Origin of the sequence: Mycolicibacterium brisbanense (genome assembly GCF_001570425.1) — a bacterium.
GTDB lineage: Bacteria > Actinomycetota > Actinomycetes > Mycobacteriales > Mycobacteriaceae > Mycobacterium > Mycobacterium brisbanense.
Genome location: NZ_BCSX01000039.1, coordinates 43,964 through 67,263 on the forward strand (window position 1 = coordinate 43,964; position 23,300 = coordinate 67,263).

The 23,300-nt window shown below is 67.5% G+C and carries 20 protein-coding genes; 12 read left to right on the forward strand and 8 right to left on the reverse strand.

The annotated features are described in order from the left end of the window. Nucleotides 1-2 precede the first annotated feature (2 nt). The 6 genes from pgeF to RMCB_RS21150 all read left to right on the forward strand — a co-directional run bounded on the left by pgeF (nt 3) and on the right by RMCB_RS21150 (nt 4,239). Nucleotides 3-722, forward strand: coding sequence for a peptidoglycan editing factor PgeF (pgeF, locus tag RMCB_RS21125; RefSeq protein ID WP_109784372.1), 720 nt, complete (start codon nt 3-5; stop codon nt 720-722). Continuing rightward, the gene (locus RMCB_RS21130; protein WP_062830381.1) at nt 719-1,552 is read left to right on the forward strand and encodes a YggS family pyridoxal phosphate-dependent enzyme; all 834 of its coding nucleotides are present in this window, start codon (nt 719-721) and stop codon (nt 1,550-1,552) included. Before pgeF ends, RMCB_RS21130 begins: the two co-directional genes overlap by 4 nt. Continuing rightward, nucleotides 1,549-2,190 (forward strand): cell division protein SepF, encoded by a 642-nt coding sequence (locus RMCB_RS21135; protein ID WP_029368357.1) that lies wholly within the window; start codon nt 1,549-1,551, stop codon nt 2,188-2,190. The genes RMCB_RS21130 and RMCB_RS21135 overlap by 4 nt, the downstream gene beginning before the upstream one ends. Before the next feature lie 188 nt (nt 2,191-2,378). Beyond that, nucleotides 2,379-2,669: a YggT family protein gene (locus tag RMCB_RS21140; protein ID WP_029368355.1), complete on the forward strand. Its 291-nt coding sequence runs from the start codon at nt 2,379-2,381 to the stop codon at nt 2,667-2,669. Nucleotides 2,670-2,887: 218 nt separating this feature from the next. Next, nucleotides 2,888-3,712, forward strand: coding sequence for a DivIVA-like cell division protein Wag31 (gene wag31, locus RMCB_RS21145; protein ID WP_029368354.1), 825 nt, complete (start codon nt 2,888-2,890; stop codon nt 3,710-3,712). A gap of 53 nt (nt 3,713-3,765) precedes the next feature. Next, complete coding sequence (locus tag RMCB_RS21150) at nt 3,766-4,239, forward strand: hypothetical protein (RefSeq protein ID WP_062830382.1); 474 nt, start codon at nt 3,766-3,768, stop codon at nt 4,237-4,239. On the opposite strand, the gene RMCB_RS21155 is transcribed toward RMCB_RS21150, so the two are convergent. Next, nucleotides 4,236-4,919: a phosphoribosyltransferase gene (locus RMCB_RS21155; RefSeq protein WP_062830383.1), complete on the reverse strand. Its 684-nt coding sequence runs from the start codon at nt 4,917-4,919 to the stop codon at nt 4,236-4,238. The two genes, RMCB_RS21150 and RMCB_RS21155, sit on opposite strands and share 4 nt — an antisense overlap. Nucleotides 4,920-4,946: 27 nt before the next feature. Further along, entirely contained in the window at nt 4,947-5,669 is a 723-nt protein-coding gene (locus tag RMCB_RS21160; RefSeq protein ID WP_029368350.1) for a type 1 glutamine amidotransferase, read from the reverse strand. 45 nt (nt 5,670-5,714) lie between these two features. On the opposite strand from RMCB_RS21160, the gene RMCB_RS21165 reads away from it, so the two are divergent. Further along, the gene (locus RMCB_RS21165) at nt 5,715-6,098 is read left to right on the forward strand and encodes a DUF2784 domain-containing protein (protein ID WP_062830384.1); all 384 of its coding nucleotides are present in this window, start codon (nt 5,715-5,717) and stop codon (nt 6,096-6,098) included. Here RMCB_RS21165 and RMCB_RS21170 read toward each other — a convergent pair. The 3 genes from RMCB_RS21170 to RMCB_RS21180 form a co-directional block, all read right to left on the reverse strand. Next, a complete protein-coding gene (locus RMCB_RS21170) occupies nt 6,055-7,299 on the reverse strand; it encodes a cytochrome P450 (RefSeq protein WP_062830385.1) in 1,245 nt (414 codons plus the stop codon). The two genes, RMCB_RS21165 and RMCB_RS21170, sit on opposite strands and share 44 nt — an antisense overlap. An 81-nt stretch (nt 7,300-7,380) precedes the next feature. After that, complete coding sequence (locus tag RMCB_RS21175; RefSeq protein WP_062830386.1) at nt 7,381-8,058, reverse strand: response regulator; 678 nt, start codon at nt 8,056-8,058, stop codon at nt 7,381-7,383. Beyond that, the gene (locus RMCB_RS21180; protein ID WP_062830387.1) at nt 8,051-9,694 is read right to left on the reverse strand and encodes a sensor histidine kinase; all 1,644 of its coding nucleotides are present in this window, start codon (nt 9,692-9,694) and stop codon (nt 8,051-8,053) included. The genes RMCB_RS21175 and RMCB_RS21180 overlap by 8 nt, the downstream gene beginning before the upstream one ends. Nucleotides 9,695-9,806: 112 nt before the next feature. Between RMCB_RS21180 and RMCB_RS21185 the strand changes: the two genes are divergently transcribed. The 5 genes from RMCB_RS21185 to RMCB_RS21205 all read left to right on the forward strand — a co-directional run bounded on the left by RMCB_RS21185 (nt 9,807) and on the right by RMCB_RS21205 (nt 17,405). Continuing rightward, nucleotides 9,807-10,754, forward strand: a complete 948-nt coding sequence (locus RMCB_RS21185) for a Bug family tripartite tricarboxylate transporter substrate binding protein (protein ID WP_407662136.1) — start codon at nt 9,807-9,809, stop codon at nt 10,752-10,754. Continuing rightward, nucleotides 10,751-11,275, forward strand: coding sequence for a tripartite tricarboxylate transporter TctB family protein (locus RMCB_RS21190; RefSeq protein ID WP_062830389.1), 525 nt, complete (start codon nt 10,751-10,753; stop codon nt 11,273-11,275). Before RMCB_RS21185 ends, RMCB_RS21190 begins: the two co-directional genes overlap by 4 nt. Further along, nucleotides 11,275-12,816, forward strand: coding sequence for a tripartite tricarboxylate transporter permease (locus tag RMCB_RS21195; protein ID WP_062830390.1), 1,542 nt, complete (start codon nt 11,275-11,277; stop codon nt 12,814-12,816). The genes RMCB_RS21190 and RMCB_RS21195 overlap by 1 nt, the downstream gene beginning before the upstream one ends. After that, the gene (locus RMCB_RS21200; protein WP_062830391.1) at nt 12,813-13,205 is read left to right on the forward strand and encodes a universal stress protein; all 393 of its coding nucleotides are present in this window, start codon (nt 12,813-12,815) and stop codon (nt 13,203-13,205) included. Before RMCB_RS21195 ends, RMCB_RS21200 begins: the two co-directional genes overlap by 4 nt. A 132-nt stretch (nt 13,206-13,337) precedes the next feature. After that, the gene (locus RMCB_RS21205) at nt 13,338-17,405 is read left to right on the forward strand and encodes a bifunctional nitrate reductase/sulfite reductase flavoprotein subunit alpha (protein ID WP_062830392.1); all 4,068 of its coding nucleotides are present in this window, start codon (nt 13,338-13,340) and stop codon (nt 17,403-17,405) included. Nucleotides 17,406-17,408: 3 nt separating this feature from the next. On the opposite strand, the gene RMCB_RS21210 is transcribed toward RMCB_RS21205, so the two are convergent. The 3 genes from RMCB_RS21210 to RMCB_RS21220 form a co-directional block, all read right to left on the reverse strand. Next, nucleotides 17,409-20,009 carry a LuxR C-terminal-related transcriptional regulator gene (locus RMCB_RS21210; RefSeq protein ID WP_062830531.1) on the reverse strand — a complete coding sequence of 867 codons (2,601 nt, stop codon included), beginning with the start codon at nt 20,007-20,009 and terminating at the stop codon, nt 17,409-17,411. 119 nt (nt 20,010-20,128) lie between these two features. Next, nucleotides 20,129-21,229 (reverse strand): catalase family protein, encoded by a 1,101-nt coding sequence (locus RMCB_RS21215; RefSeq protein ID WP_062830532.1) that lies wholly within the window; start codon nt 21,227-21,229, stop codon nt 20,129-20,131. Next, complete coding sequence (locus RMCB_RS21220; RefSeq protein ID WP_062830393.1) at nt 21,226-23,040, reverse strand: peroxidase family protein; 1,815 nt, start codon at nt 23,038-23,040, stop codon at nt 21,226-21,228. The genes RMCB_RS21215 and RMCB_RS21220 overlap by 4 nt, the downstream gene beginning before the upstream one ends. Nucleotides 23,041-23,300 lie beyond the last annotated feature (260 nt).

Sequence of the window (23,300 nt, forward strand, 5' to 3'; positions counted from 1 at the left end):
TTGTGAGTGTTCGCATACGTCGGGTGACCACCACCCGTGCCGGTGGTGTCTCGGCCCCGCCTTTCGACTCCTTCAATCTCGGCGACCATGTCGGCGACGATCCCGCCGCCGTGTCGGCCAACCGTCGCAGGCTGGCCGAGGCCATCGGCGCCGACGCCGTGGTCTGGATGAACCAGGTGCACGGGGACCGCGTGGTCACCGTGACGGCTCCGCCCGAATCGGGTGCCGCGGTCGATAATGCCGACGCATTGGTGACCACCACCCCTGGTTTGGCATTGGCGGTCGTGACCGCAGATTGCGTTCCGGTATTAATGGCCGACGCGCGTGCGGGTGTCATCGGCGCGGCTCATGCCGGTCGCGTGGGCGCCCAGCTGGGTGTCGTGGTGCGCACCCTTGAGGCGATGCTGGCCGGTGGTGCACATGTTCAGGATGTGTCCGTCCTGCTCGGCCCCGCGGTCAGCGGCCGCAACTACGAGGTGCCTGCCGAGATGGCCGCCGAGGTGGAGGCGGCCCTTCCCGGCAGTAGCACCACGACGGGGCGGGGCACCCCAGGATTGGACTTGCGGGCCGGAATAGCCCGCCAGTTAAAGGATTTGGGCGTCCGCGCGGTCGACGTGGATCCGCGCTGTACGGTCGATGACCCCATGTTGTTCAGTCATCGCCGGGACGCACCGACGGGACGCCTTGCGTCGCTGGTGTGGATGGAGTCGAACCGCCGATGAGCACCGAGCAGCAGTCGCGCGATACCGATCGAGTCGGTGAACTGACCACCGCGCTGGGGGCGGCGCGGGCCCGGCTCGCGCGGGCCGCCGAATCGGCCGGACGAAATGTCAATGAGATCGAATTACTTCCCATTACAAAATTCTTTCCGGCCACCGATATTCTCATTTTGCACCGATTAGGTTGTCACGCATTCGGTGAATCCCGCGAACAGGAAGCGGCCGCGAAAGTGGCGACGGTGCGCGAGGAATTGCCCGACGAGCCGATTCGCTGGCACATGGTGGGCAGCATCCAGCGCAACAAGGCTCGCGCCGTTGCCGGTTGGGCCTACGCCGCGCACTCCGTCGACAGCGTTCGGCTCGTGGGTGCGCTCGACCGCGGCGCGACGGCCGCACTGGACAGTGGTGTCCGGACCGAGCCGCTGCGGGTCTATCTGCAGATCAGCCTTGACGGCGACACCGAACGCGGCGGCGTGGACGTCAACCAGCCCGCTCTGGTCGATGAACTCTGCGCGGCGGCCGAGGCCGCGCAGGGTCTGGAGTTCGTCGGATTGATGGGGATACCGCCGCTCGATGCCGACCCCGATGAGGCGTTCGCGCGGCTGGCAGGGGAGTTGGAGCGGGTGCAGCGGAACTATCCGCAGCACCTGGGGCTTTCCGCGGGGATGTCGAACGACCTGGAGGTTGCCGTGCGACACGGTTCGACGTGTGTGCGTGTCGGTACCGCGCTTATGGGACAGCGGCCGCTAACGTCACCACCAGTTGTCACACCAGTCACATCTTCATCACAGACATCACAACTCCCACGGTCAGCAGAAGGGTCGCCGAGATGAGCACACTGCACAAGGTCAAGGCCTACTTCGGCATGGCGCCGATGGATGACTACGACGACGAGTACTACGAGGACGACGACCGTGGCGCCGCCCGTAGCTACGCCCGGCGCCCGCGTGAAGAGCGCTTCGAGGACGAGGGCTACGGCTACGAGGGCCGAGAGTTCGACGAAGGTCCTGCCTACCGCGGCGGCTACCCGGGCGCTGGCTACGCAGAGGAGCCCCGGTTCGAATCCCGTATGCGGGCCCCGCGTGAATTCGAGCGTCCCGCACAGCGTTTGGGCGCATTGGCCGGCTCCACCCGCGGTGCGCTGGCCATGGATCCGCGTCGCATGGCCGAGCTGTTCGAAGCCGGCAGCCCGCTGTCGAAGATCACCACGCTGCGCCCCAAGGACTACAGCGAGGCCCGCACCATCGGCGAGCGGTTCCGCGACGGCACGCCGGTGATCATGGACCTGGTGTCGATGGACAACGCCGACGCCAAGCGCCTCGTTGACTTCGCCGCCGGGCTCGCCTTCGCGCTGCGGGGGTCGTTCGACAAGGTCGCGACCAAGGTCTTCCTGTTGTCGCCCGCCGACGTCGACGTCAGTGCCGAGCAGCGCCGCCGGATCGCCGAGGCCGGCTTCTACGCCTACCAGTAATCCGCGGGACGCGGCGCCTGCGCAGCGGCGACTCGCTCGTCGCGTGCTCCGGCTGCTCTTGCTCCTCACGTGCGCCGGCTGCTCTTCGGGCGGCCGGGTAGGCTGGCGGCGTCGCATAATCGGCCGGTTGTACCGCTGAGGCGACCTGTATCGAATGTCATACATCTGCCTGAGTGAGGTCGGCCCAGTTGTCGCTGCTCTTCGAGATCCTGTTCTTCGCGCTGTTCATTTTTTGGTTGTTGCTCATCGCGCGGGTCGTTGTCGAGTTCATCCGGTCGTTCAGTCGTGACTGGCACCCCAAGGGGCTGACGGTGGTGATCCTCGAGGTCATCCTGACGCTGACCGATCCGCCGGTGAAGCTGCTGCGCCGGATCATCCCGCAGCTGACCATCGGTGCCGTACGGCTGGATCTGTCGATCATGGTGCTGCTTCTCGTCGTGTTCATCGGTATGCAACTGGCGCTCGGGGCGGCAGGCTGACCCGGCCGGTCACGGCGCTCCACCTGCGCTGAGATCGTTTGCCGGAGCGCCCGAAAACGCGTAAGAAGATTGAAATTCGTTCTTAAAAATTGGCCTCGACTGCAACCTCCGGTTCTGGTGTGACAGGATGGACGCCAGTTGCGTCCAAACAAGGCTCTACACAACAGGCTCTACACTTCGAGATCGATTGACGGTCCAAGACTCCAAGGGGGCAGACAATGCCGCTCACACCGGCGGACGTCCACAACGTCGCGTTCAGCAAGCCGCCCATCGGCAAGCGCGGGTACAACGAGGATGAGGTCGACGCCTTTCTCGATCTGGTTGAGAATGAGCTGACCCGACTCATCGAAGAGAACGCCGATCTCCGGCAGCGCGTCTCCGAGCTCGACTCCGAGCTGGCGTCCGCGCGCTCCGGTGGTGGCGCTGCTCAGCCGACCAAGTCGATTCCGCTCTACGAGCCTGAGCCCGAGCCGGAGCCGGCCCCCGCACCGAAGCCGGTGTACGAGCCACCGGCTGCGCAGGCCGCCCCGTCGGCGACCAACGAGGACACCGCGGCCCGTGCCGCGCGCGTGCTCAGCCTGGCGCAGGACACGGCCGACCGGCTCACCGGTTCGGCCAAGGCCGAGTCGGAGAAGATGCTCGCCGACGCACGGGCACAGGCCGACGCCATGGTCAGCGATGCCCGCAAGACGGCGGAGACGACGGTCACCGAGGCTCGGCAGCGCGCCGACGCCATGCTCGCCGACGCGCAGACCCGCTCGGAGGCCCAGCTGCGTCAGGCCCAGGAGAAGGCCGACGCACTGCAGGCCGACGCCGAGCGCAAGCACTCCGAGATCATGGGGACCATCAACCAGCAGCGCACGGTGCTGGAAGGCCGGCTCGAACAGCTGCGCACGTTCGAACGCGAGTACCGCACGCGGCTGAAGACCTACCTGGAATCCCAGCTCGAAGAGCTCGGTCAGCGTGGCTCGGCCGCGCCGGTCGATTCCAGCGCCAACAGCGATGCCAGTGGTTTCGGCCAGTTCAACCGGGGCAACAACTGACCCTGACCGGAACGCGACCGTTCGTCAGGCCACTACCTAACTAGGGTTGATTGATGCTGATCATTGCGCTGGTGCTTGCCGTCATCGGTCTGGCTGCGCTGGTGACCGCCGTGGTGACCAGTAACGAGTTGATCGCCTGGGTGTGCATCGGTGCCAGCGTGCTCGGCGTGGTGCTACTGATCGTCGATGCGCTGCGGGAACGCTCACGTGGGACCGCCGAGAAGTCGGCCGACGAGACCCCCGCGGCGGCGGAGACCACCGACGACGCCGTCGAGGACTATCCCGATGAGCCGGCGGAGGCGCCGGCCGCCGAGGCGGAGTCGGCTGACGCGGCCGACGAAACCACCGAGGCGAAATCCGCTGGGGCTGAATCGGCTGAGGCTGAATCGGACGAGGCCAAGTCGGACGAGGCTGAATCGGACGAGGCTAGGGCTGGATCGGACGAAACGGCGGCTGAAGCCGCTGAGGACGATACGCACGACGCCGAGCCCACCGCCGAAGAATCGGCAGAGGAACACAAGAACTAGTCCGTTGCGCCCACCGTCGGTGTTGCCAGCAGGGCGCGCACTTCGTCGTCGGTGACCTGGTGAAAGTCGGCGAACGCCTGGCCGACGGCCGAGAATTCCGTGGGTGTGCTCGCACACACCACCTCGTCGGCTTCCTGCGCGAGCTCCCGACATGCCGAAGCAGGGCCCACCGGTACCGCCACCACAAGCCTGCGTGCGGCGCGCACGGCCCGCACCGCGGCGAGCATGCTCGCACCGGTCGCGATGCCGTCGTCGACCAGAATCACGGTTCGGCCGGCCAGCTCGGGCGGCGGTCGGCCGCCTCGATAGGCCTGCTCCCGCCGGTTCAGCTCGGCTGTCTCCCGCTCGATCGCGGCGTCGAGGTCCTGACGACTGATCTCGAGCCGCTGCACAAGCTGCTCGTTGACCACGATTCCGCCACCGCTGGCCAGCGCGCCCATCGCCAACTCGGGCCACTGGGGCACCCCCAGCTTGCGTACCAGGAACACATCCAGCGGAGCCTGTAGACCGAACGCGACTTCCCAGCCGATCGGTACACCGCCGCGGGCCAGGCCCAACACCACCACGTCGGACCGGCCGCGGTAGGGCATCAGCTCCTGGGCCAGGACCCGGCCGGCCTCGCGGCGGTCCTGGAACACCCGCCCGGCGTCGTGCCGGGTACTGCTGCCCCACGCACACATGGCGAATCTGAACTTCCAGTGACCACCCTACGGCGCTGCCGGGGCGTCGACCACCCGCGACAGATAACTGCGTACCAACGCACGGACACGCTGCGCCGCGTCGTCGCTGAGTTCCTTTGTCTCGATGCGCAATTCGTCGTGGGTGCGGCCGACCCTGCCGGCTTCGCCGTCGCGGTCGTCGGCCAGCCAGTCCTCCAGCACGGTCTCGTCGAGCTCGGGGTGGAACTGCAGGGCGAGCGCCCGGCCCAGCACGAACCCCTGGGATGCGTTGCCGTTACGGGCGATCTCGGTGGCACCCGGCGGCAGCGTCCAGCGGTCGATATGCCACTCGAACCACGGACCCGGCGGGATCAGTTCAGGATCGTCGGTCTCGACTTCGTACCAGCCGATCTCCGGTGCATCGGACCTGCTGACCGACCCGCCGAACGTCTGAGCCAGCAATTGGCCACCGAAGCACACGCCGAAGAGGCCCACGCCTGCGTCGGCGGCCTCCTTCAGCTGGGTCATCAGCGTTCCCACCCAGCCGGCGCGCAGGGTCTCGTCGTACACCGACCACCGCGCGCCCAGCAGGACCACCACGTCATAACGGGTCAGATCCGGAAACTCCACCTCGCCCGCGGGGGCGTGCAGCCGGTCGGCGGGCACCACATCGAATGTGTCGATCTCGAAACCACATTCGCTGAAGGCATCGCCCAGCATCGCCTCGGGCGCCGTGGGGTCGTTGCGGATGAACAGTACTCTCGATGTCACGCCACACATTATCGCGCGAACCCGCCGTGAACAGGGGCTGGGGCCATGACGGTGTACTCGGTGCTGGTCGCCCTCACCGTCGCGGTTCACTTCGGCTTCATCGCCTATCTGTTGCTGGGCGGGTTCGTCGCGCTTCGGTGGCCGCGCACCATCGCGCTGCACGTTGCGGCCGTGCTGTGGGGCCTGGGAAGCGTCGCACTCGGTTTGCCATGCCCGCTCACCGCGGCGGAGCGATGGGCGAGGGCTCGCGCCGGGATGCCGCCACTGCCGTCTGCCGGGTTCATCGCGCACTACATCACCGGGGTGCTGTATCCGGCGGGCTGGGTTGCGGCGGTCCAGACGGCGGTGTTCGCGGTGGTCCTGGCGTCTTGGGCGCTGGTGCTGATCAGGTGGCGTCGAAGCGCACCGGCAGGGCGGCCGGGCCGCTGACTCCGGTCAGCGGCTTCCACCGGACCGGGACGTCGAGGCGGACGTTGTGCCACCGGCGGGTCAGTACGGTGAGGGCCTGCGTGAGCTCGAGCCTGGCCAGGTGCGAGCCCAGGCAATAGTGGGCCCCGCCACCGAAGGTCAGCATTGCCGGCGGGTGCTCGCGCGTGACGTCGAAGCGGTCCGGATCTGGATAGGCATCCGGATCACGGTTGGCCGCAGCGGTATTGGCGACCACGACGGTTCCGGCCGGGATGCTCACGCCGCCGAGTTCGACATCTTCGCGCGCCATCCTGATGGTGCTCAACGCAATTGGCGTGTGCCGCATCAGTTCCTCGACGAAAACTGGTGCCAGTTCCGGATATTCGGCCAGCCGCTGCCATTCGGCGGGATGCTGGCACAGCACCTGGACCGCGGCGGCCAATTGGTTGCGGGTGGTATCGGTGCCTGCCAGCAGCACGCCACCGGCGAGCATCAGCAGCTCGGCGTGGGTGAGCCGGTCTCCGTCGACCTCGGCCCGGATCAGGTCGGAGAGCAGATCGTCGCTGAGGGTGAACAGACGCCTGGCCACCATCGCTTCGATGTATTCGTCGAACTCGCAGCCGGCCTGTTCGATGACGGCCCCGTTCCCGCCGACATTCCAGCTGAACATCTTGAAGATGTCGTCGGCCCACCCCGAGATCAGGTCCCAGTCGCTCGGCGGCGCGCCCAGCAGGGCGCAGATGACCGGGATCGGATAGCGACGTGCGACGTCGGCCACCACATCACACGCGCCAACCGGCGCCCACTGGTCGGTCAGCTCGGTGATGACTTCGACGCACGTGCCACGCAGCCGCTCCGCGGCCTTCGGGGTGAAAGCCTTGGCCACCAGCCGGCGCAACCGGTGGTGCGCTGGGCCGTTGAGACTGAGCAGGCTGGCCGCCGCGCGGTCCCATAGCGGACCCGACGTGACGCCCTGCGCGGCGAGAAACAATCCCTTGGGTGGCACGAAGCGTTCGTCGCGCAGCACCGCGCGCACCAGCTGGTAGCTGAGGATCTCCGGACCGTGCGGTCCGATGGCGATCGGAGCCTGCCTGCGGGCCCGCGCGATGATCCGATGAGCTTCCTCGGGGTCGCGGGCGTGCTCATAGTTGACGGATGGCAGGCCCGCGTCGAACACGTCCGGGCAGGTGCGTCGCATAGTCGGCGCGGTCATCGTGGTCATCGCAGCCTTCCCTTCAACAATCCTCACTGCGATGGTGCGCCGGCAGGGATCGGCTGGGGTGAGTAGCGCGCTACCTCAGTGTCACCTCGGCGTCGGTGCGGCCACCGCGCGATAGCGCCGCTCCGGGCGCCCGGTGCCGTACTGCAGCCGCAGCTCCAGCGCCCCCGTGCCGAGGAAGTACTCAAGGTAGCGGCGCGCGCTCACCCGCGAAATCCCCACGATTTCAGCGCATTCGGCTGCCGAGACTTCCCCGGCGGCGCGTACGGCATCGAGTACCAGGCCGGCGGTCTCGGTGCCCAGTCCTTTGGGCAGCGTGGCCCTGGGAGCGGCGGCACCGCCGAACAAGGCGTCGATCATCGACTGGTCGGCGCCGCCCTCGGCCGCCAGAGCATCGGCGCGCGCCGCGTACGCGAGCAGTTTGGCTTGCAGCTGGTCGAATTCGAACGGTTTGATCAGGTAGTCGGCGGCGCCGCCGGCCAGGGCGCCGCGCACCGTGTCGAGTTCGCGGGCCGCGGTGATCATGATGACCCCGACGCGGTTGCCCTCCGACCGCAACCGGTGCAGAACCTGCAGGCCGGTCATGTCAGGCAGATACACGTCGAGCAGCACCAGGTCGGGTTTCAGCTCCGTCACCGCGGCCAGCGCGTCGGTTCCGGTGCGCGCGACGCCGACGGCGCGGAAGCCGTCGACCCGTTCGACGAATCGGCGATGGATCTCAGCGACCATGAAATCGTCATCGACGACGAGGACGTCATACATGGGCGGCCTCCGGCAGTCGCACCGTGAACACCGCACCGCCGCCGGGGTTGTCGGTGATCTCGACGGTGCCGCCGTGTTGGGCGGTCACCAACCGCACCAACGCCAGGCCGATTCCGCGCCCACCCGGGACATCTGGTTTCGAGGTGACTCCGCGGGAGAAGACGGACTCCCGAAGGTGTTGGGGCACACCGGGGCCCGAATCGGCCACGGTCAGCAGCAGGCCGCGGGCGTCGTCGATGTGGATGCGCACCTGTGCCGCCCTCGCGCCGACCGAGACGTCCACGGCGTTGTCGACCAGATTGCCGAGCAGCGTGATGACGTCGGTGGCCAGGGCCGGGTCGAGCGCCGCCAGGTGACTGTCGCCGGTCAGGGTCAGGGTGACGCCGCTCTCGGCGGCAAGCGACGTCTTGGCGATCAGCAGCGCGGCGACGGCCGGGTCGGAAATGTGCTGTGTCACAGCATCGTTGATCTCCGCGCGGCGTCGGGTGAGCGTGCCCACCAGATCGCGGACCGCGTCGAATTCCCCGAGTTGGGTCAGCCCCGAGATGGTGTGCAACTGGTTGGCGAACTCGTGGGTCTGCGCCCGCAGCGTGTCGGTCACACTGCGGTGCGACGACAACTGTGCCTGCAGCGCAGCAAGTTCGGTGCTGTCGCGCATGGTGGTGACGGTACCGATGCGCTGGCCCTGGCTGCTCGCCGCGCGCCGGTTCAGCGCAAGGACCCGTGTTCTGGTGGTGATGATCACGTCGTCCTCGTCGCGGCCCGCGGCCCCTTCCAGCAGGAATCCCGCGACTGTCGGGTCAAGGCCGACGTCGTCCACCCGGCGGCCCACCGCGCTGTCGTCGAGGCCCAGCAACTCCTGGGCGCTGTCGTTGAGCACGGTGATGGCGCCGTCGGTGCTGACCGCCACCACACCCTCGCGGATGCTGTGCAGCAACGCTTCTCGGTGATCGGCCAGGCCGGCGATCTCGGTGACCTCCAGGCCGCGGGTGTGCCGCTTGATCCGTCGGGACAGCAGCCACGACGCGACGAGGCCGAGCGCCGCGCCGATGCCGAGATAGATCAGCAGGCGCTCGCCGGCCCCGCCCAGCAGCTGCCACACCGAGGGATACCGTTCACTCACCGAGACGATGGCCAGTACATCGCCGTCGGGCGCCAGGATCGGTACCTGGCCGACCAGGCTGTGCGCGCCATCGACATCGCTGTCGCCGAACCACGCCCGGCCTTCGTCGGCGCGGGTGGGGCCCAGGTCGATCCGCTTGCCCAGGCGCTGGGGATCCGACGACGCGCGCACCGTGCCGGTGGGGTCGATGATCTCGGCCAGTTCGGCTCCTGAGAGGGCGACGGCCCGATCCACGTCGGGCGCGAGGATGGCCGCGGCGAACGGGTCGTCATAACGGTCCCGCACGATCGGTGTCGAGGCGATGTTCTCTGCCACCGCGATCATGCGTTGGCCCCGAACGTCGCGGAATTCCCGCGTGGACTGCGCGACCGACACGGCCGCGACGGCGACGAGCACCACTGCGACCACCAACAGCTGGAAGGCCAGGAACTGGCCGGCGAGGCTCCGGCCCCGCAGCAGGCGCACCATCGCCGAGCGTGAACTCAATGACCAATACTTCCTTTGCGAACTCATCAGTGACCTGGGTCACGTCACGATTCAGTATTGCTGAGCATCACAAGTGATTGGGGACGGGTTGATGACGTGTCGACGAGGACACCTGGCGGCGGTGCTCGGGGTGATCGTGATGTTGGTCGCGGCGCTCACGCTGACCGGCTGCGGGGTGACCCGCAACGACGACGCACGCGGGCTGCACCGGCTGCGGATGATGGTGCCGAACAGCCCGGGCGGCGGCTATGACCTGACGGCACGTACTGCGGTGAAGATCATGGAGGACACCGACATCACCGGCCGGATCGAGGTCTTCAACGTGATCGGCGCCGGCGGCACGGTTGCCATGGCACGGTTGATGAACGAAAAGGGCAACGACGACCTCATGATGACGATGGGTCTCGGCGTGGTCGGTGCCACCTACACCAATGGATCGCGGGTAAAGGCTTCTGACGCAACCGCATTGGCGAAGCTGATCGAGGATCCCGGCGCGGTCTTCGTGCCCGCCGATTCGCCGTTGAAGACGATCGGCGATCTCGTCGCGGCGTGGAAGGCCGATCCGTCGAAGGTCACCATCGGAGGCGGCTCGTCACCCGGCGGCCCCGACCACCTGTTCCCGATGGAGCTGGCCAAGGCCGTTGGCGTTCAGCCGAAATCGGTCAACTTCGTCACCTACGACGGCGGCGGTGATCTGCTGACCGCGCTGCTCGGCAAGAAGATCACCGTCGGAACCTCCAGCCCGGGTGAACTCATCGACCAGATCGAGGCCGGACAACTGCGAGTGCTTGCGGTGTCCAGCGACGAGCGGGTCAAGGGCGTCGACGCCCCGACGCTCAAAGAGTCGGGTATCGACCTGACCTTCGCGAACTGGCGCGGAGTCCTTGCGCCGCCGGGCATTTCCGATGACGCGAAGAAGGCCATGGTGAAGGCCCTCGAGGATTTGCACGCCACGCAGCAGTGGAAGGAGGCGCTGGTGAAGAACGGTTGGACCGATGCGTTCGTCACCGGTGAGCAGTTCGAACAGTTCTTGAAGGACCAGGACGAACGCGTTTCGTCGACACTCACCGAGTTGGGACTGATATGACCGCCGCACCAGAACCGCAAGCGAATGAAGGCGCCAGACCGGTCGACAAGGCCCAATACCTCGTCTGTGTGGTGATGATCGCGGTCGGGGCCTACCTGATCTTCGACGCGCTGACGCTGACCGCGGGCTTCGCGAAGGTCGATCCGATCGGGCCCAGGTTCTTCCCGGTGGCCATCGGCGTCGTGCTCATCGTGCTGGCCGTCATCCTGGCGATCGCGATACCCCGCGGATCGGTCGGTGAGGCCGATGCCGGTGAGGATGTCGACCCGAATTCGCCGGGGGACTGGCGCACCGTCGGGCTGCTCGTGGGCTTGTTCGTGTTGCTGATCGTGCTGGTCAAGCCGTTGGGCTGGGCGATCGCCGGGGCGCTGTTCTTCGGTGGGGCCGCGACCATCCTCGGTAACCGGCACTACGTCCGCAACATCGCGATCGGCGCGGTGCTGTCGGTGCTGAGTTTCTACGGGTTCTACTCCGGGCTCGGAATTCCGCTGCCCGCAGGCATTTTGGACGGGATTCTGTGATGGAGAACTTCGACTGGCTGCTGCAGGGGTTCGAGCAGGCCGCCACCCCGATGAACTTGCTGTACGCCTGCATCGGCGTGCTGCTGGGCACCGCGGTCGGGGTCCTGCCGGGCATCGGCCCGGCCATGACCGTGGCGCTGCTGCTGCCGGTGACCTACAACGTCAGCCCGAGCGCGGCGTTCATCATGTTCGCGGGCATCTTCTACGGCGGGATGTACGGCGGGTCGACCACGTCGATCCTGCTGAACACCCCGGGCGAGTCGTCGTCGGTGATCACCTCGATCGAGGGCAACAAGATGGCCAAGGCAGGCAGGGCGGCCCAGGCTCTGGCCACCGCGGCCATCGGATCATTCGTCGCGGGGGCGATCGGCACCGCGCTGCTGGCGGCGTTCGCGCCACCGATCTCGCGCTTCGCGGTCACGCTCGGTGCCCCGTCATACCTCGCGATCATGCTGTTCGCCCTGGTCGCGGTGACCGCGGTGCTGGGTGCGTCGAAGCTGCGCGGCGCCATATCGCTGTTTCTCGGCCTGGCGATCGGCGTCGTCGGGATCGACTTCCTCACCGGCCAGCCCCGCGCGACGTTCGGGCTGCCGCTGCTGTCCGACGGCATCGACATCGTGGTGATCGCCGTGGCGATCTTCGCGCTCGGCGAGGCCCTGTGGGTCGCCGCGCATCTGCGCAGGCGCCCGGCCGACGTGATCCCCGTCGGCAGGCCCTGGATGAGCAAGCAGGACTGGGGCCGGTCGTGGAAGCCGTGGCTGCGCGGCACGGCCTACGGGTTCCCGTTCGGTGCGCTGCCCGCAGGCGGTGCCGAGCTGCCGACGTTCCTGTCGTACATCACCGAGAAGAAGCTCTCGAAGCATCCCGAGGAGTTCGGCAAGGGGGCGATCGAAGGCGTGGCCGGGCCGGAGGCGGCCAACAATGCCTCTGCCGCAGGCACATTGGTGCCGATGCTGTCGCTGGGCCTGCCCACCAACGCCACCGCGGCGGTCATGCTGACAGCGTTCGTGTCGTACGGAATCCAGCCCGGGCCAACGCTTTTCGAGAAGGAACCGCTGCTGATCTGGACGCTCATCGCGAGCCTGTTCATCGGCAACTTCCTGCTGCTGGTGCTCAACCTGCCGTTGGCGCCGCTCTGGGCAAAACTGCTGCGCACGCCGCGGCCCTACCTGTACGCGGGCATCCTGTTCTTCGCGACCCTGGGTGCGCTGGCGGTCAACGTGCAACCGCTGGACCTCGCGCTGCTGTTGGTGTTCGGACTGCTCGGCCTCATGATGCGACGCTTCGGATTGCCGGTGTTGCCGTTGATCATCGGCGTCATCCTGGGCCCACGCATCGAACGGCAGCTGCGTCAGAGCCTGCAACTCGGCGGCGGTGACTGGAGCAGCTTGTTCACCGAACCGGTCGCGATCGTCACCTACGTGCTCATGGCGGTTCTGCTGCTGGTGCCGTTGGTGCTCAAGCTGATGCACCGCAGCGAGGAGACCCTGCTGATCGTCGAGGACGACGCGGATCAGAAAGCGAAGGCAGCCCAATCATGATCGTCGTCGGCTACAGCGCAGATCCCTTCGGCCGGGCCGCCCTCGAGCACGCCATCGCCGAGGCGAGACGGCGCGATACCGGACTGCTGGTGATCAACGCGACCTCCGGGGACGCCTATGTCGACACCCGGTTCGCCCGCACCGGTGAGATTCACGACGTCGAGGAGCAGCTGAGGGCGAGCGGGGTGGAGTTCGAGCTGCAGCGCCCGGTCGGCGTCGACACGGTCACAGCCTTGCTCGACGCGGTCGACCGGCCCGATGCCGAGTTGCTGGTGATCGGCATCCGTCACCGCAGTCCGGTCGGCAAGCTGCTGCTCGGCAGCGTCGCGCAACAATTGCTGCTGGAATGCCCCAAGCCGGTGCTCGCGGTCAAACCCGAAGGGGCGTGAGCTTCTCGCCTATGTGGCGCTGAACTGGGCAAACCATCCTCACCGCGGCGCACCGGGCGTGGTGAGGACCAGTTTTCGTCGCGATAACGTGCGGGGAAAGCCACCGGAACAGGCGCGGCTGATCATGGCCGCATGGCAGATGGCACGTCCACCCGAACCGCGTGTTCGTACTGTGGTGTCGGCTGCGGCATCGAGGTCACCACCAAAGTCGATGGCGACCGCACGGTGATCGCCCGGGTGTCCGGGGACAAACTGCACCCGGCGAACTTCGGCCGGTTGTGCACCAAAGGCCTGACCCACGCCGAGATGATGGCCGCTGATGACGACCGGTTGCGGTCGGCGTTGCTGCGTTCCACCCGCGACGATGAACTGCTGCCCATCCCGGTCGACGACGCGATCTCCGAGGCGGGCTCCAGGCTGCGCGCCATCATCGACGCGCACGGTCCGGACGCTGTCGCGCTGTACGTTTCGGGTCAGCTGTCGCTGGAGGCCCAGTATCTGGCCACCAAGCTTGCCAAGGGATATCTGCGCACGCGCCACCTGGAATCGAACTCCCGGTTGTGCATGGCCAGCGCCGGAACGGGTTTCAAGCAATCGCTGGGCGCCGACGGGCCTCCGGGCTCGTACGCCGACTTCGACTGCGCTGACCTGTTTTTCGTGATCGGCTCGAACATGGCCGATTGCCACCCGATCCTGTTCCTGCGGATGGCCGACCGGCTCAAGGCCGGCGCCAAGCTCATCGTGGTGGACCCGCGCCGCACCGCCACTGCCGAGAAGGCCGACCTGTTCCTGCAGATCAATCCGGGAACCGATGTGGCCCTGCTCAACGGTCTGCTGCACCTGCTCCTGGCCGACGGCGCGATCGATCATGAGTTCATCGCCGAGCACACCGAGGGCTGGGAGGCGATGCCGCAGTTCCTGGCCGATTACCCGCCCGCGCGCGTGGCCGAGATCACCGGCATACCCGAAGCCGACATCCGCACCGCCGCACGGATGATCGCCGAGGCGCGGGAGTGGATGAGTTGCTGGACCATGGGCCTCAACCAGAGCACGCACGGCACCTGGAACACCAACGCCATCTGCAATCTGCACCTGGCCACCGGCGCGATCTGCCGGCCGGGCAGCGGCCCGATGTCGCTGACCGGCCAGCCCAACGCCATGGGCGGCCGCGAAATGGGTTATATGGGGCCGGGTTTGCCCGGTCAGCGCGCGGTCTTCTCGGCCGAGGACCGGGCATTCGTGGAGGGACAGTGGGGGCTTGAGCCGGGCACCATCCGCTCCGAGGTGGGGCCCGGCACGGTCGGCATGTTCGAGGAGATGGGCGAGGGTCGGATCAAAGCGTGCTGGATCATCTGCACCAATCCCGTTGCCAGCGTGGCCAACCGCAAGACCGTGATCAACGGTCTGGAGGCGGCCGAGCTGGTGATCGCGCAGGACGCCTACCGGTCCACCGCCACCAATCACTACGCCGACATTCTGCTGCCCGCCGCGCTGTGGGCCGAATCCGAAGGTGTCACCGTCAATTCCGAGCGCAACTTGACGTTGCTGTCCGCGTCGCTACCTCCGGCGGGAGACGCCAGGCCGGACTGGCAGCTGATCTGTGGTGTCGCGGCTGCACTGGGGTTCGCCGAGCAATTCAGCTACAGCAGCGCCGAAGAGATCTTCGACGAGATCCGCGGATTCGCCAACCCGAAGACCGGATACGACCTACGCGGAGCCAGCTACGCCCGGCTGCGGCAGGCGCCGCTGCAGTGGCCGTGCCCGCCGGCGGACGCCCCGACCGGTGGGGACGACCGGCACCCCATCCGGTACCTCAACGACGGCATCAGCCAGGACCTGTTCATCGACGAGAACGGCCACCGGCCCCGGCTGGCCTTCGCGACGGTGTCGCGGCGCGCGGTGTTCCACGCGCGCCCGCACCTGGACCCGGCGGAATTGCCCAACGCTGACTACCCGTTCATGCTCAACACCGGCAGGTTGCAGCACCAGTGGCACACCATGACCAAGACCGGCAAGGTCGCCAAGCTCACCAAGCTCAATCCGGGGCCCTTCGTGGAGATCCATCCCGCCGACGCTCAGCAACTCGGCATCGTCGAAGGGGCATCGGTCGAATTGTCGTCGCGGCGGGGCCGGGCGGTGCTGCCCGCGGTGCTCACCGACCGGGTCCGTCCCGGCAATTGCTTTGTGCCGTTTCACTGGAACGACGAACACGGGGAATACCTGACTATCAACGCTCTGACCAACGACGCCGTCGACCCGGACTCGCTGCAGCCCGAGTTCAAGGCCTGCGCCGTGAGCCTGCGGCCCGTGCTTTCGGTGGCGAGCACCGCACCGGCGCACCCGGTCGCCGCGGAGATCGGCCTGACCGCGACGGCCCAGCCCAGTCTCTCTGAACCCGAGAAGATCTATCTGTCAGGGTTTTTCACCGGTCTCGGTGACAGTCCGGCCGGGGTGCCGGTGCTGCCGGAATCGGCACCGGTCAGTACCCCGGTGCGGTTGTGGGTCGACGGGGTGCTGGCGGGACGCTATTCGCGTGCTGCCGGCGGGCCCGCCGCGTCCGGTGCGCCGGCGGCGGTGCCGGGCACGTCAGGACCGTTGGTGTTGTGGGCCTCCCAGACCGGCAACGCCGAGGAGTTCGCGGCCCGGTTGGCCGGCCGGTTGACCGGCGCCGCACTGATCGGCATGGATGATCTGGCGTTGTCCGATCTCGCGACTGCCCGCGATGTGCTGGTGATCACCAGCACCTTCGGCGACGGCGGCCCGCCGGACAACGGTTCGGATTTCTGGAGCAGGCTGCAGGCCTCGGACGCGCCGAATCTCGCCGGGATCCGTTATGCGGTCCTGGGTATCGGTGACCGCGCCTATGACAGCTTTTGCGGCCACGCCAGATCCCTCGACGAGCGCCTGGCCGATCTGGGTGCCACCCGGTTGCTCGACCGCACGGAGTGCGAGGCCTATGACGACGAACCCAAGCAGCGCTGGGCCGACACCGTCACCGCGCTGATCGCCGGTGAGAGCGACGCGCCGGCGGGCGGTCCCGCCGCACGACTCGCGGGTGGCACCCGTACCATCATCCGTACCGAGCCCGACGAATTCACCAGGGCCAAGCCGATTCTGGCGGCGTTGGTCCGCAACACGGTGCTGACCGCCCCGACCTCACAGAAAGAGGTCAGGCAATTCGGTTTCGACATCTCCGACTACGACGTCAGCTACGCGGCGGGCGACTCACTCGGGGTCTACGCCAGTAACGACCCGGCGGTGGTGGACGCCTGGCTGGCGGCCACCGCGCTGAATCCCGACGCGGTCGTCGAGGTCGACGCCACCGAGCAGTCGTTGCGCGACGCGTTGATCACGTCCTACGACATCTGCCGCGTCACGCCGAACCTCCTGGCATTCGTCGCGGAGTCGGCTGCTGACCGCTCGGCCGCCAAGGTCCTCAAGGGATCTCGCGACCGGCTCGACACCTGGCTGGCCAACCGCAACGGGCTCGACGTCGTCAGAGAGTTCGCCACCCGTGCCACCCCCGAACAGTGGCAGGACGTCTTGGTGCGGCTCACCCCACGCAGTTATTCGATATCGTCGAGCCCACTGGTCAGCCCGCACGAGGTGCAGTTGACGGTGTCGGTGGTCCGGTATCGCGGTGCCGACGGGACCGTCCGCAGCGGGGTGTGCTCGACCTTCCTGGCCGACCGGGCCGCTGCGGCCGCGGTGTTCCTGCAACGCTCACCGCATTTCCGGCCGCCGCCGGAGGCTGACACCCCGATGATCATGGTGGGTCCGGGCACCGGTGTCGCACCGTTTCGCGGCTTCCTGCAAGAGCGCCGGGCGCTGGGCCACCGCGGACGCAACTGGTTGTTCTTCGGCGACCAGCACCGCGACGAGAACTATTACTACCGCGACGATTTCGATGCGATGCTGCGCGACGGCCTGCTCACGCGGCTCGATTTGGCGTTCTCTCGCGATCAGGCACGGCGGATCTACGTGCAGCACAAGATGCTTGAGCACGGCGCTGCGCTGTGGCGCTGGCTGCAAGACGGCGCCCACTTCTATGTGTGTGGCGACGCCTCCCGGATGGCCAGGGACGTCGATACGGCGCTGGGCACGATCATCCGGACGCACGGCTCCATGTCGGACGAGGCCGCGCACGACTACAAGCGGGAACTGGTCGCCGACAAGCGTTATGTGCGCGACGTGTACTGAGCCCTACTGGCCCGGATCGCTCCACACGATCTTGGCCAGTTGGTCGCGGTCGGCCACGCCGAGCTTGATGCAGGCCCGGTAGATGTGGCCCTCGACCGTGCGCACGGATACGGTGAGACGCTCGGCGATGTCGCGGTTCGACAGGCCCCCGGCGACCAGGCCGGCGATCTCGCGCTCCCGGGCGGTCACCGGCAATGGCCGGGCCGCCGACCGGATGGCGGGCGTGGCCGCACCGCCGCAGCGGGCAGCCAGATGCAGGGCGTGCGCCGCGGATTCGGTGCTGCGGCGGCGCTGGCCGGCCCGGTCGTGCAGCGGGACGGCTTGCGCGGCGGCGTCGGCGGCCGACAGGTTCAGGCCGGCCTGCTCGAATGCCTCCGACACCGCGTCGAGCTCGCGGGGATCAGCCGCGGCCACGGCGGCGGCATGTCTGGCGTAGAGAGCTGCCGGCGACCCGTCGATGCGGCCGGCGAGGGCCTCCAGGCGGCGGGTGACCGTGCGGTCGCCGAAACGTGCGGCGTGGTGCAAGGCCTCGGCCTCGACCGCGAATTGGCCCGACGAATGCGCGGCGTCGGCGGCCGCGCGGGCCAGGTCGATGGCCGAGCGATGCCCACCCTTGGCGGCGGCCACCCAGGCCTTGGCGATGGTCCACTGCGGATCATGCAGTGCCATATGGGGACCCGAGTGCTCGGTCGCGTCCTCGAGAACGCGTTCGGCCTGCTCGGGGTTGCCCACCGCGGCATACGCGCGGGCCAGCAACAGTCGGCCGACCAGCTGCCACGGCAGTGACGATTCGGCGTTCAACGCGGCCAGCGCTTGCTCCAGCACGGTGATCGCGTCGCGGAAGTGGCCGCGGTAGGTGGCCACCAGACCGGTCATCATCTTCGCGATCGCCCAGCCGACAAACTGTCCGGCAGTGGAGAATTCGGCGTATTCGGCGGCCCGCTGCTCGGCCAGGTCGAGCTCACCGAGGTGGGTCAACGCGAGCACGTCACCGTAGTGGACCATCAGACGGATCATGCCGTCGGTGGATTTGCGCTCGGCGCGGCAGCGCGCGGCTATCGGTTCGAATGCGGTGCCCCGGCCCGCCACCGGCATGGCCAGACCCGCGCCCAGCGCGGCGAAGTCCACAGCTTGTTTGGGTGCGGCCGGGTCGGCCAGCACCTGTTCGGCGGCCGCCAGCCCGCTGGTGATCTTGTTCTCGTGCACCGCCATCGCCGATCCGGTGGCCTCCACCACGAGCCGCAGGCTGGGGTGCGTGACGCGGGAGCGCAGTAGCTCCAGCAACCGCTCGGCCCGGGTGACGTCGCCCATGGACCAGAACAGGATGGACAACCGGGGGATGCCCCACTGCACGAGTTGCAGCTCGTCGAGCTCGTCGGGGGAGAACCGGGCCAGCACGTTGTCGGCCTGGGCGGGATGGCCCTGCCACAGCAGCGCCCGGGACAGCAGCTCGGCCGCGGGAAGTCCGCCGCCCCGGTCGAACGCGGCGCGGGCCAGCCGTTCACCGAGCGGAAGGTTGGACAGGAACACCGCATCCTTGGCCGCGGTGATCAACAGGTCGGCGTCGGCGGACTGATCACTGTCGACGCACAGCTGCGCGAGCCGGATTCTGCTTGCGGCCGAGTCGAGTTCGCGTTGCCGCAGGATCCCGACGATGTTGCCGCGCAGCTTGCGGGCCGACGCGGTGCCCACGCGCCTGCGGACCACCTCGCCGAACAGCGGATGGCTGAACCGGGCGTTGACCTGCCGGTCGTCCTCGGTGATGCGGATCAGGCCGCGCATCTCGGCCCCGTCCACGGCGTCCTCGCCCGCCAGCTCGGCCAGCGCGTCGATGTCCAGCGGTTCGCACAGCGACAGCAGTTTCAGCGCATGCAGCACCTCGGTGCCGGCGTGCGCCAGGCGCTCGTCGAGCAGCTCGGCGAGCCCGGACGGGATGACGGTGGGGCCGCGGAACTGCCACACGCCGTTGACCTCGGTGAGTGTCCCGGCGTCCACTGCACCTTCGACCATGTTGCGCAGGAACAGGGGATTGCCGCCCGAGGACTCCCACATCACGTCGGCGCTGAGGCCCTCCAGCGTGCCGCCCAGCACGGTCTCGATGAGCGCGATGCTCTGTTCCTTGCTGAACGGGCGCAGTTCGAGGCGCTCCAGATAGCCGTCTTTCCACAGCGAGGTGACCGCATCGGGTACCGGCTCGCCCGTGCGCACGGTGGCCACCACCCGGCCGGCGCGCTCGACGGCGATCTGGTGCAGCAGCGTCGCCGACAACTGGTCCAGCAGATGCGCGTCATCGATGCCGACGATGGTGTCGCCCTCGGCGACAAGGGATTCCCGCGCGGACCCGAGTAGCGCGATCGGGTCGCGGGAGGCCGACGGCCGCACCCAGGACGCGAAGGCGCCCAGCGGAATGCTGCGGGAGGACTCCGTGCACGCGGTCCAGTGCACCTTCGTGTCCATCGAAGACGTGACGGTGCGCGCCAGGGTGGTCTTGCCGACACCGGCCGCCCCCACGAGTACGACGCCGCAACTGTCCGTACTGCTGAGCGCAGAGCGGATGGCCGCATGTTCCGCGGGCCGGTCCAGCAACTGCCAATACCCGGGCATGGACGCACAGTCTAAGTGCCGGTGGCGGATACCGCTGCCGTGGGCGTTGTCCGCGATGTGGCACTTCGGTTGCTGGCGCTCGATGGCAGGCATGGGGCAAAGGTTTCGGTGTTTGCGGATCAGGAATCCGGGAGTTGGGCGATATCGGTCGGTTCGAGGCTGGGAGCCCGGTTCACTTCGTGCCGGTAGATCGAAGAGGCGTCGTACACATCCTTTTTCAGCCGGTTGATCGAGCCGAGGGGGCGGTGTGCGGCCAAGCCCCGCCACGAGTTGAACGACAGCACGTCGTCACCGAAGGCGCGGCGTTGGGGACCGGCCGGGTTCTGCGGGCCGAAGACGATTTTCGCGACGGGGCGGTGCGGTGAGGCTTCTTCGGGCCAGGCCACCGTGGCGTCCTCGATCGGCATGGTCTTCGGGTCGGTGCACAGCTGGACGCTCAGCTCGTATTCGGCTGCGTGGGTGGCCAGGAAGTCCATGATCAGGTCCCGGTGTGCGTCCTGGCCGGCGTCCTTCGGAAGCAGCTGGTCCTCAAGGGCTTTGACATCGTCGGACAGCGGTGCGTAGCGCAGCTTCGCCACATAGTCGCCGTAGCGGATAGGCGCCGAGGAGTAGAACGTCTCGCCCAGGATGGGCCGGTTCGCGGCCACGAACACCGCCACGTTGGCGGGAATCGGTACGCCGATCCGCTTGAGCCCGGCCAGGATGTCGCTGCCGACGGCCATCACGCTGTCGGGCAACCGGGCCAGCAGCGTGGCGGTCGGCATGCCCTTCACCAGATAGTCGTGGGCGTCGGCGAACAGGAACTCGCGGTGGGTCACCATGATGAAGTCCTGCGTGGTGGCGTCGTCGCCGGCCCGGGCCCGCGGGCCCTGCACGCCAAGTACTTTGATCGCCAGGCCGCGCACACCGCGCACGCGGTCGCTGCGCAGAACACCCGACGTGGTCGACAACCGGGCGATCACCGGGTATGTCCGCGGCTCGGCGAACAAGCCTTGGGCCAGGGACGGCGGCAGGTCCGGATATACGGTCAGCTCGCCGCGCAGGATCGCGTGGCTCTTGGCGTGCGCATCGCGCAGCCCGTGCTTGAACTTCTTGTACGCCCGCACATTGTTCTTGTGCAGCGCTTCGACGATCTTGGCGATGTCCTCGGCCTCGTCGGGTCTGGGCTGTTCGAGATCGTCGTGGTACCGGACGAACATCGATTCGTCGACAGCAGTCATCGTGGCGTGGCCTTTCTCGGCGATGAGGCGCCGACCGGGTTCCATGGTGTGAATGGATTGCGCACGCCTTTGAGCGCAGGTCCGAGTTCGTGGTGGTGGCGCAACAGCACCGAGCGCATGTCGTTGTCCCGGATCCATGCCATCCCGACCTCGGTGTAGATCTCCTTGCGGAAACTGTCGGTGAAGAAGCGGTCGCTTTCCAGCCGGCGGGACGCCATCAGGATGAAAACCCGAAACGCGGTGTCGCTGAAGCCGAAACCGGGTGGCTTCGGCTCGGCGTAGAGGCCGATCATGAGGTCTACCAACTCGATGTCGTCGTAGACCTCCCGCAGCTCGGCCGCCAGGGTGGTCTCGCCGGTGAGCTCCTCGAAACTGGCCGCAGGCTTGAGCCGGAACAACCGTCGAAACTCGTTGTATCGCGGGACCCCTCGCTCCCGCGATCGAATGAGATCGATGGTGGCCAGATCGAGGAGCTCACCGTCTATGTGCTGCAGATGCTGCAGGTGGTGTGGATAGTTGTGCAGGTTCAGGGCACCGGGATTGGCGCGGCCGAACGAGTACAGCAGGTCGGTCATCGACGTCTCGGCGAGCCGGGCCCGGACGTTTTCGACGGTCAGGTCCGGCAGTTCGTGCTCGCTGAGCACGCGGTCGTCGCTGGCCGAACGGAACGTGAAGGTGTCGGGGATCAACGGATGCATCCGGTACACCGCGACGAACTCCTCGGTGAGCGCGTACGGGACGCCGTGGTGGTTGGTGGGTGAGCCGGGGATCCCGTGCAGCAGCACGCTGCTGGTCAACCGGCCGAACCGGCGCGCGAACCCTTCGCCGAGCAACCCGAACCAGTTGGCCCGCATGGCCGCGACCGTGGTGGGGTGCGCGATGATCGCGGGGGTCCAGTCGACGGTGTGGATCTTGGCCATCAGCGCGGCATTGACCAACCGGGCCTTGTCGTAGAGCTGCTGCGGTGACAGCTGTGGGTACGCGTCGGCCAGCCTGTCGCGGATCGCGTTGTGTTCGTGCATGAACAGCGAATGCAGCAGCGCCAGGCCGACCCAGAAATTGGCCGCGGTGCCGGTCAGATCGACCGTGGCCTCCACGTCGGGAGGCGGCAGGCCCGCGTCGTCGATACGCAGTCGCCCGGTTTCCGGGCACCGCAGCGCGTTCGCGAATGCCGGTGTGGTGCCGTAGATCTGCGATGAGTCCCACCAATGGGTCTCCTGGGTGGTGAACGTGGTGGGGCCGACCGGATCGGGATGAGGGTCCGGCGCGGTCCGGTCGACCCGCATGGGTCGCTGCGGCCACGGGTCGTCGTCGGCCAGCGGCACGATCCACGGTTGGGAGGTGACAGTACCGTGGCTGAACCAGTCGTGCACCTCGAACTGGATCCACGCGGCGGCCAGCACGTTGAGGGTGGTGGCGGGTTGAAACTCGGTTCGTGCCAACAGTGTCCGGCTGATCAGCCGGGGGTTGGGCTCGAGGAGTCGCGTCGCGCTCTCCGGATACTGATGGGCGGGCGGGACATTGCGCCCGAACCGGCAGCCCAACGCTCCCATCTGGGGGCTGCCGAGATCGTTGTGCCTGCCGTTGCGTGTGCGGGCGACGAGATAAGCAGACGGGCCGTCATCGCCCGGATCGGGAACCGGGCCGGCGTCGAAGAGGTTCTGGGTGCGCAACTGGTGGCGCAAGCCGATGAGCACACCGAGGCCCAGCACCGTGGGCAGCCGGAACCAGCCGACAGTCTGATCCACCCGCTGGGCGAACCGGGCGGCGACGGTGGCCAACCAGTTCGGGCGTCGAGCCGTGGTCACCATATTCCGTCTCCCCATCCGCGCACGCCAGGAATGTTGCCGTAGCAGCCGGGGAAAGGCACGAGTAGTGCGCTACTCGAACCGAGCCAGTCGCCAGTGGCACTGCGCGACTACTTGCGTGAGCAATGGGGTAGTGCTGTTCGAACTGGAGTAGTGCGCCACTCGTGTCAGACATATCCGCCGGGTCGTACGTTTCCTGGTATCGGCAACAGAACTTGCTGAGGGGAGTATCGGAGATGTCCGAGATGTCTGTGACCTCGACC

Coding starts and splice junctions, on each gene's coding strand:
- RMCB_RS21135 (WP_029368357.1), top strand. CDS start 1,549: ATGAGCACACTGCACAAGGTCAAGGCCTACTTCGGCATGGCGCCGATG.
- wag31 (WP_029368354.1), top strand. CDS start 2,888: ATGCCGCTCACACCGGCGGACGTCCACAACGTCGCGTTCAGCAAGCCG.
- RMCB_RS21155 (WP_062830383.1), bottom strand. CDS start 4,919: ATGTGTGCGTGGGGCAGCAGTACCCGGCACGACGCCGGGCGGGTGTTC.
- RMCB_RS21175 (WP_062830386.1), bottom strand. CDS start 8,058: ATGTATGACGTCCTCGTCGTCGATGACGATTTCATGGTCGCTGAGATC.
- RMCB_RS21150 (WP_062830382.1), top strand. CDS start 3,766: ATGCTGATCATTGCGCTGGTGCTTGCCGTCATCGGTCTGGCTGCGCTG.
- RMCB_RS21210 (WP_062830531.1), bottom strand. CDS start 20,009: ATGCCCGGGTATTGGCAGTTGCTGGACCGGCCCGCGGAACATGCGGCC.
- RMCB_RS21215 (WP_062830532.1), bottom strand. CDS start 21,229: ATGACTGCTGTCGACGAATCGATGTTCGTCCGGTACCACGACGATCTC.
- RMCB_RS21200 (WP_062830391.1), top strand. CDS start 12,813: ATGATCGTCGTCGGCTACAGCGCAGATCCCTTCGGCCGGGCCGCCCTC.
- RMCB_RS21165 (WP_062830384.1), top strand. CDS start 5,715: ATGACGGTGTACTCGGTGCTGGTCGCCCTCACCGTCGCGGTTCACTTC.
- RMCB_RS21170 (WP_062830385.1), bottom strand. CDS start 7,299: ATGACCACGATGACCGCGCCGACTATGCGACGCACCTGCCCGGACGTG.
- RMCB_RS21190 (WP_062830389.1), top strand. CDS start 10,751: ATGACCGCCGCACCAGAACCGCAAGCGAATGAAGGCGCCAGACCGGTC.
- RMCB_RS21130 (WP_062830381.1), top strand. CDS start 719: ATGAGCACCGAGCAGCAGTCGCGCGATACCGATCGAGTCGGTGAACTG.
- RMCB_RS21220 (WP_062830393.1), bottom strand. CDS start 23,040: ATGGTGACCACGGCTCGACGCCCGAACTGGTTGGCCACCGTCGCCGCC.
- RMCB_RS21205 (WP_062830392.1), top strand. CDS start 13,338: ATGGCAGATGGCACGTCCACCCGAACCGCGTGTTCGTACTGTGGTGTC.
- RMCB_RS21185 (WP_407662136.1), top strand. CDS start 9,807: ATGTTGGTCGCGGCGCTCACGCTGACCGGCTGCGGGGTGACCCGCAAC.
- RMCB_RS21195 (WP_062830390.1), top strand. CDS start 11,275: ATGGAGAACTTCGACTGGCTGCTGCAGGGGTTCGAGCAGGCCGCCACC.
- RMCB_RS21180 (WP_062830387.1), bottom strand. CDS start 9,694: ATGAGTTCGCAAAGGAAGTATTGGTCATTGAGTTCACGCTCGGCGATG.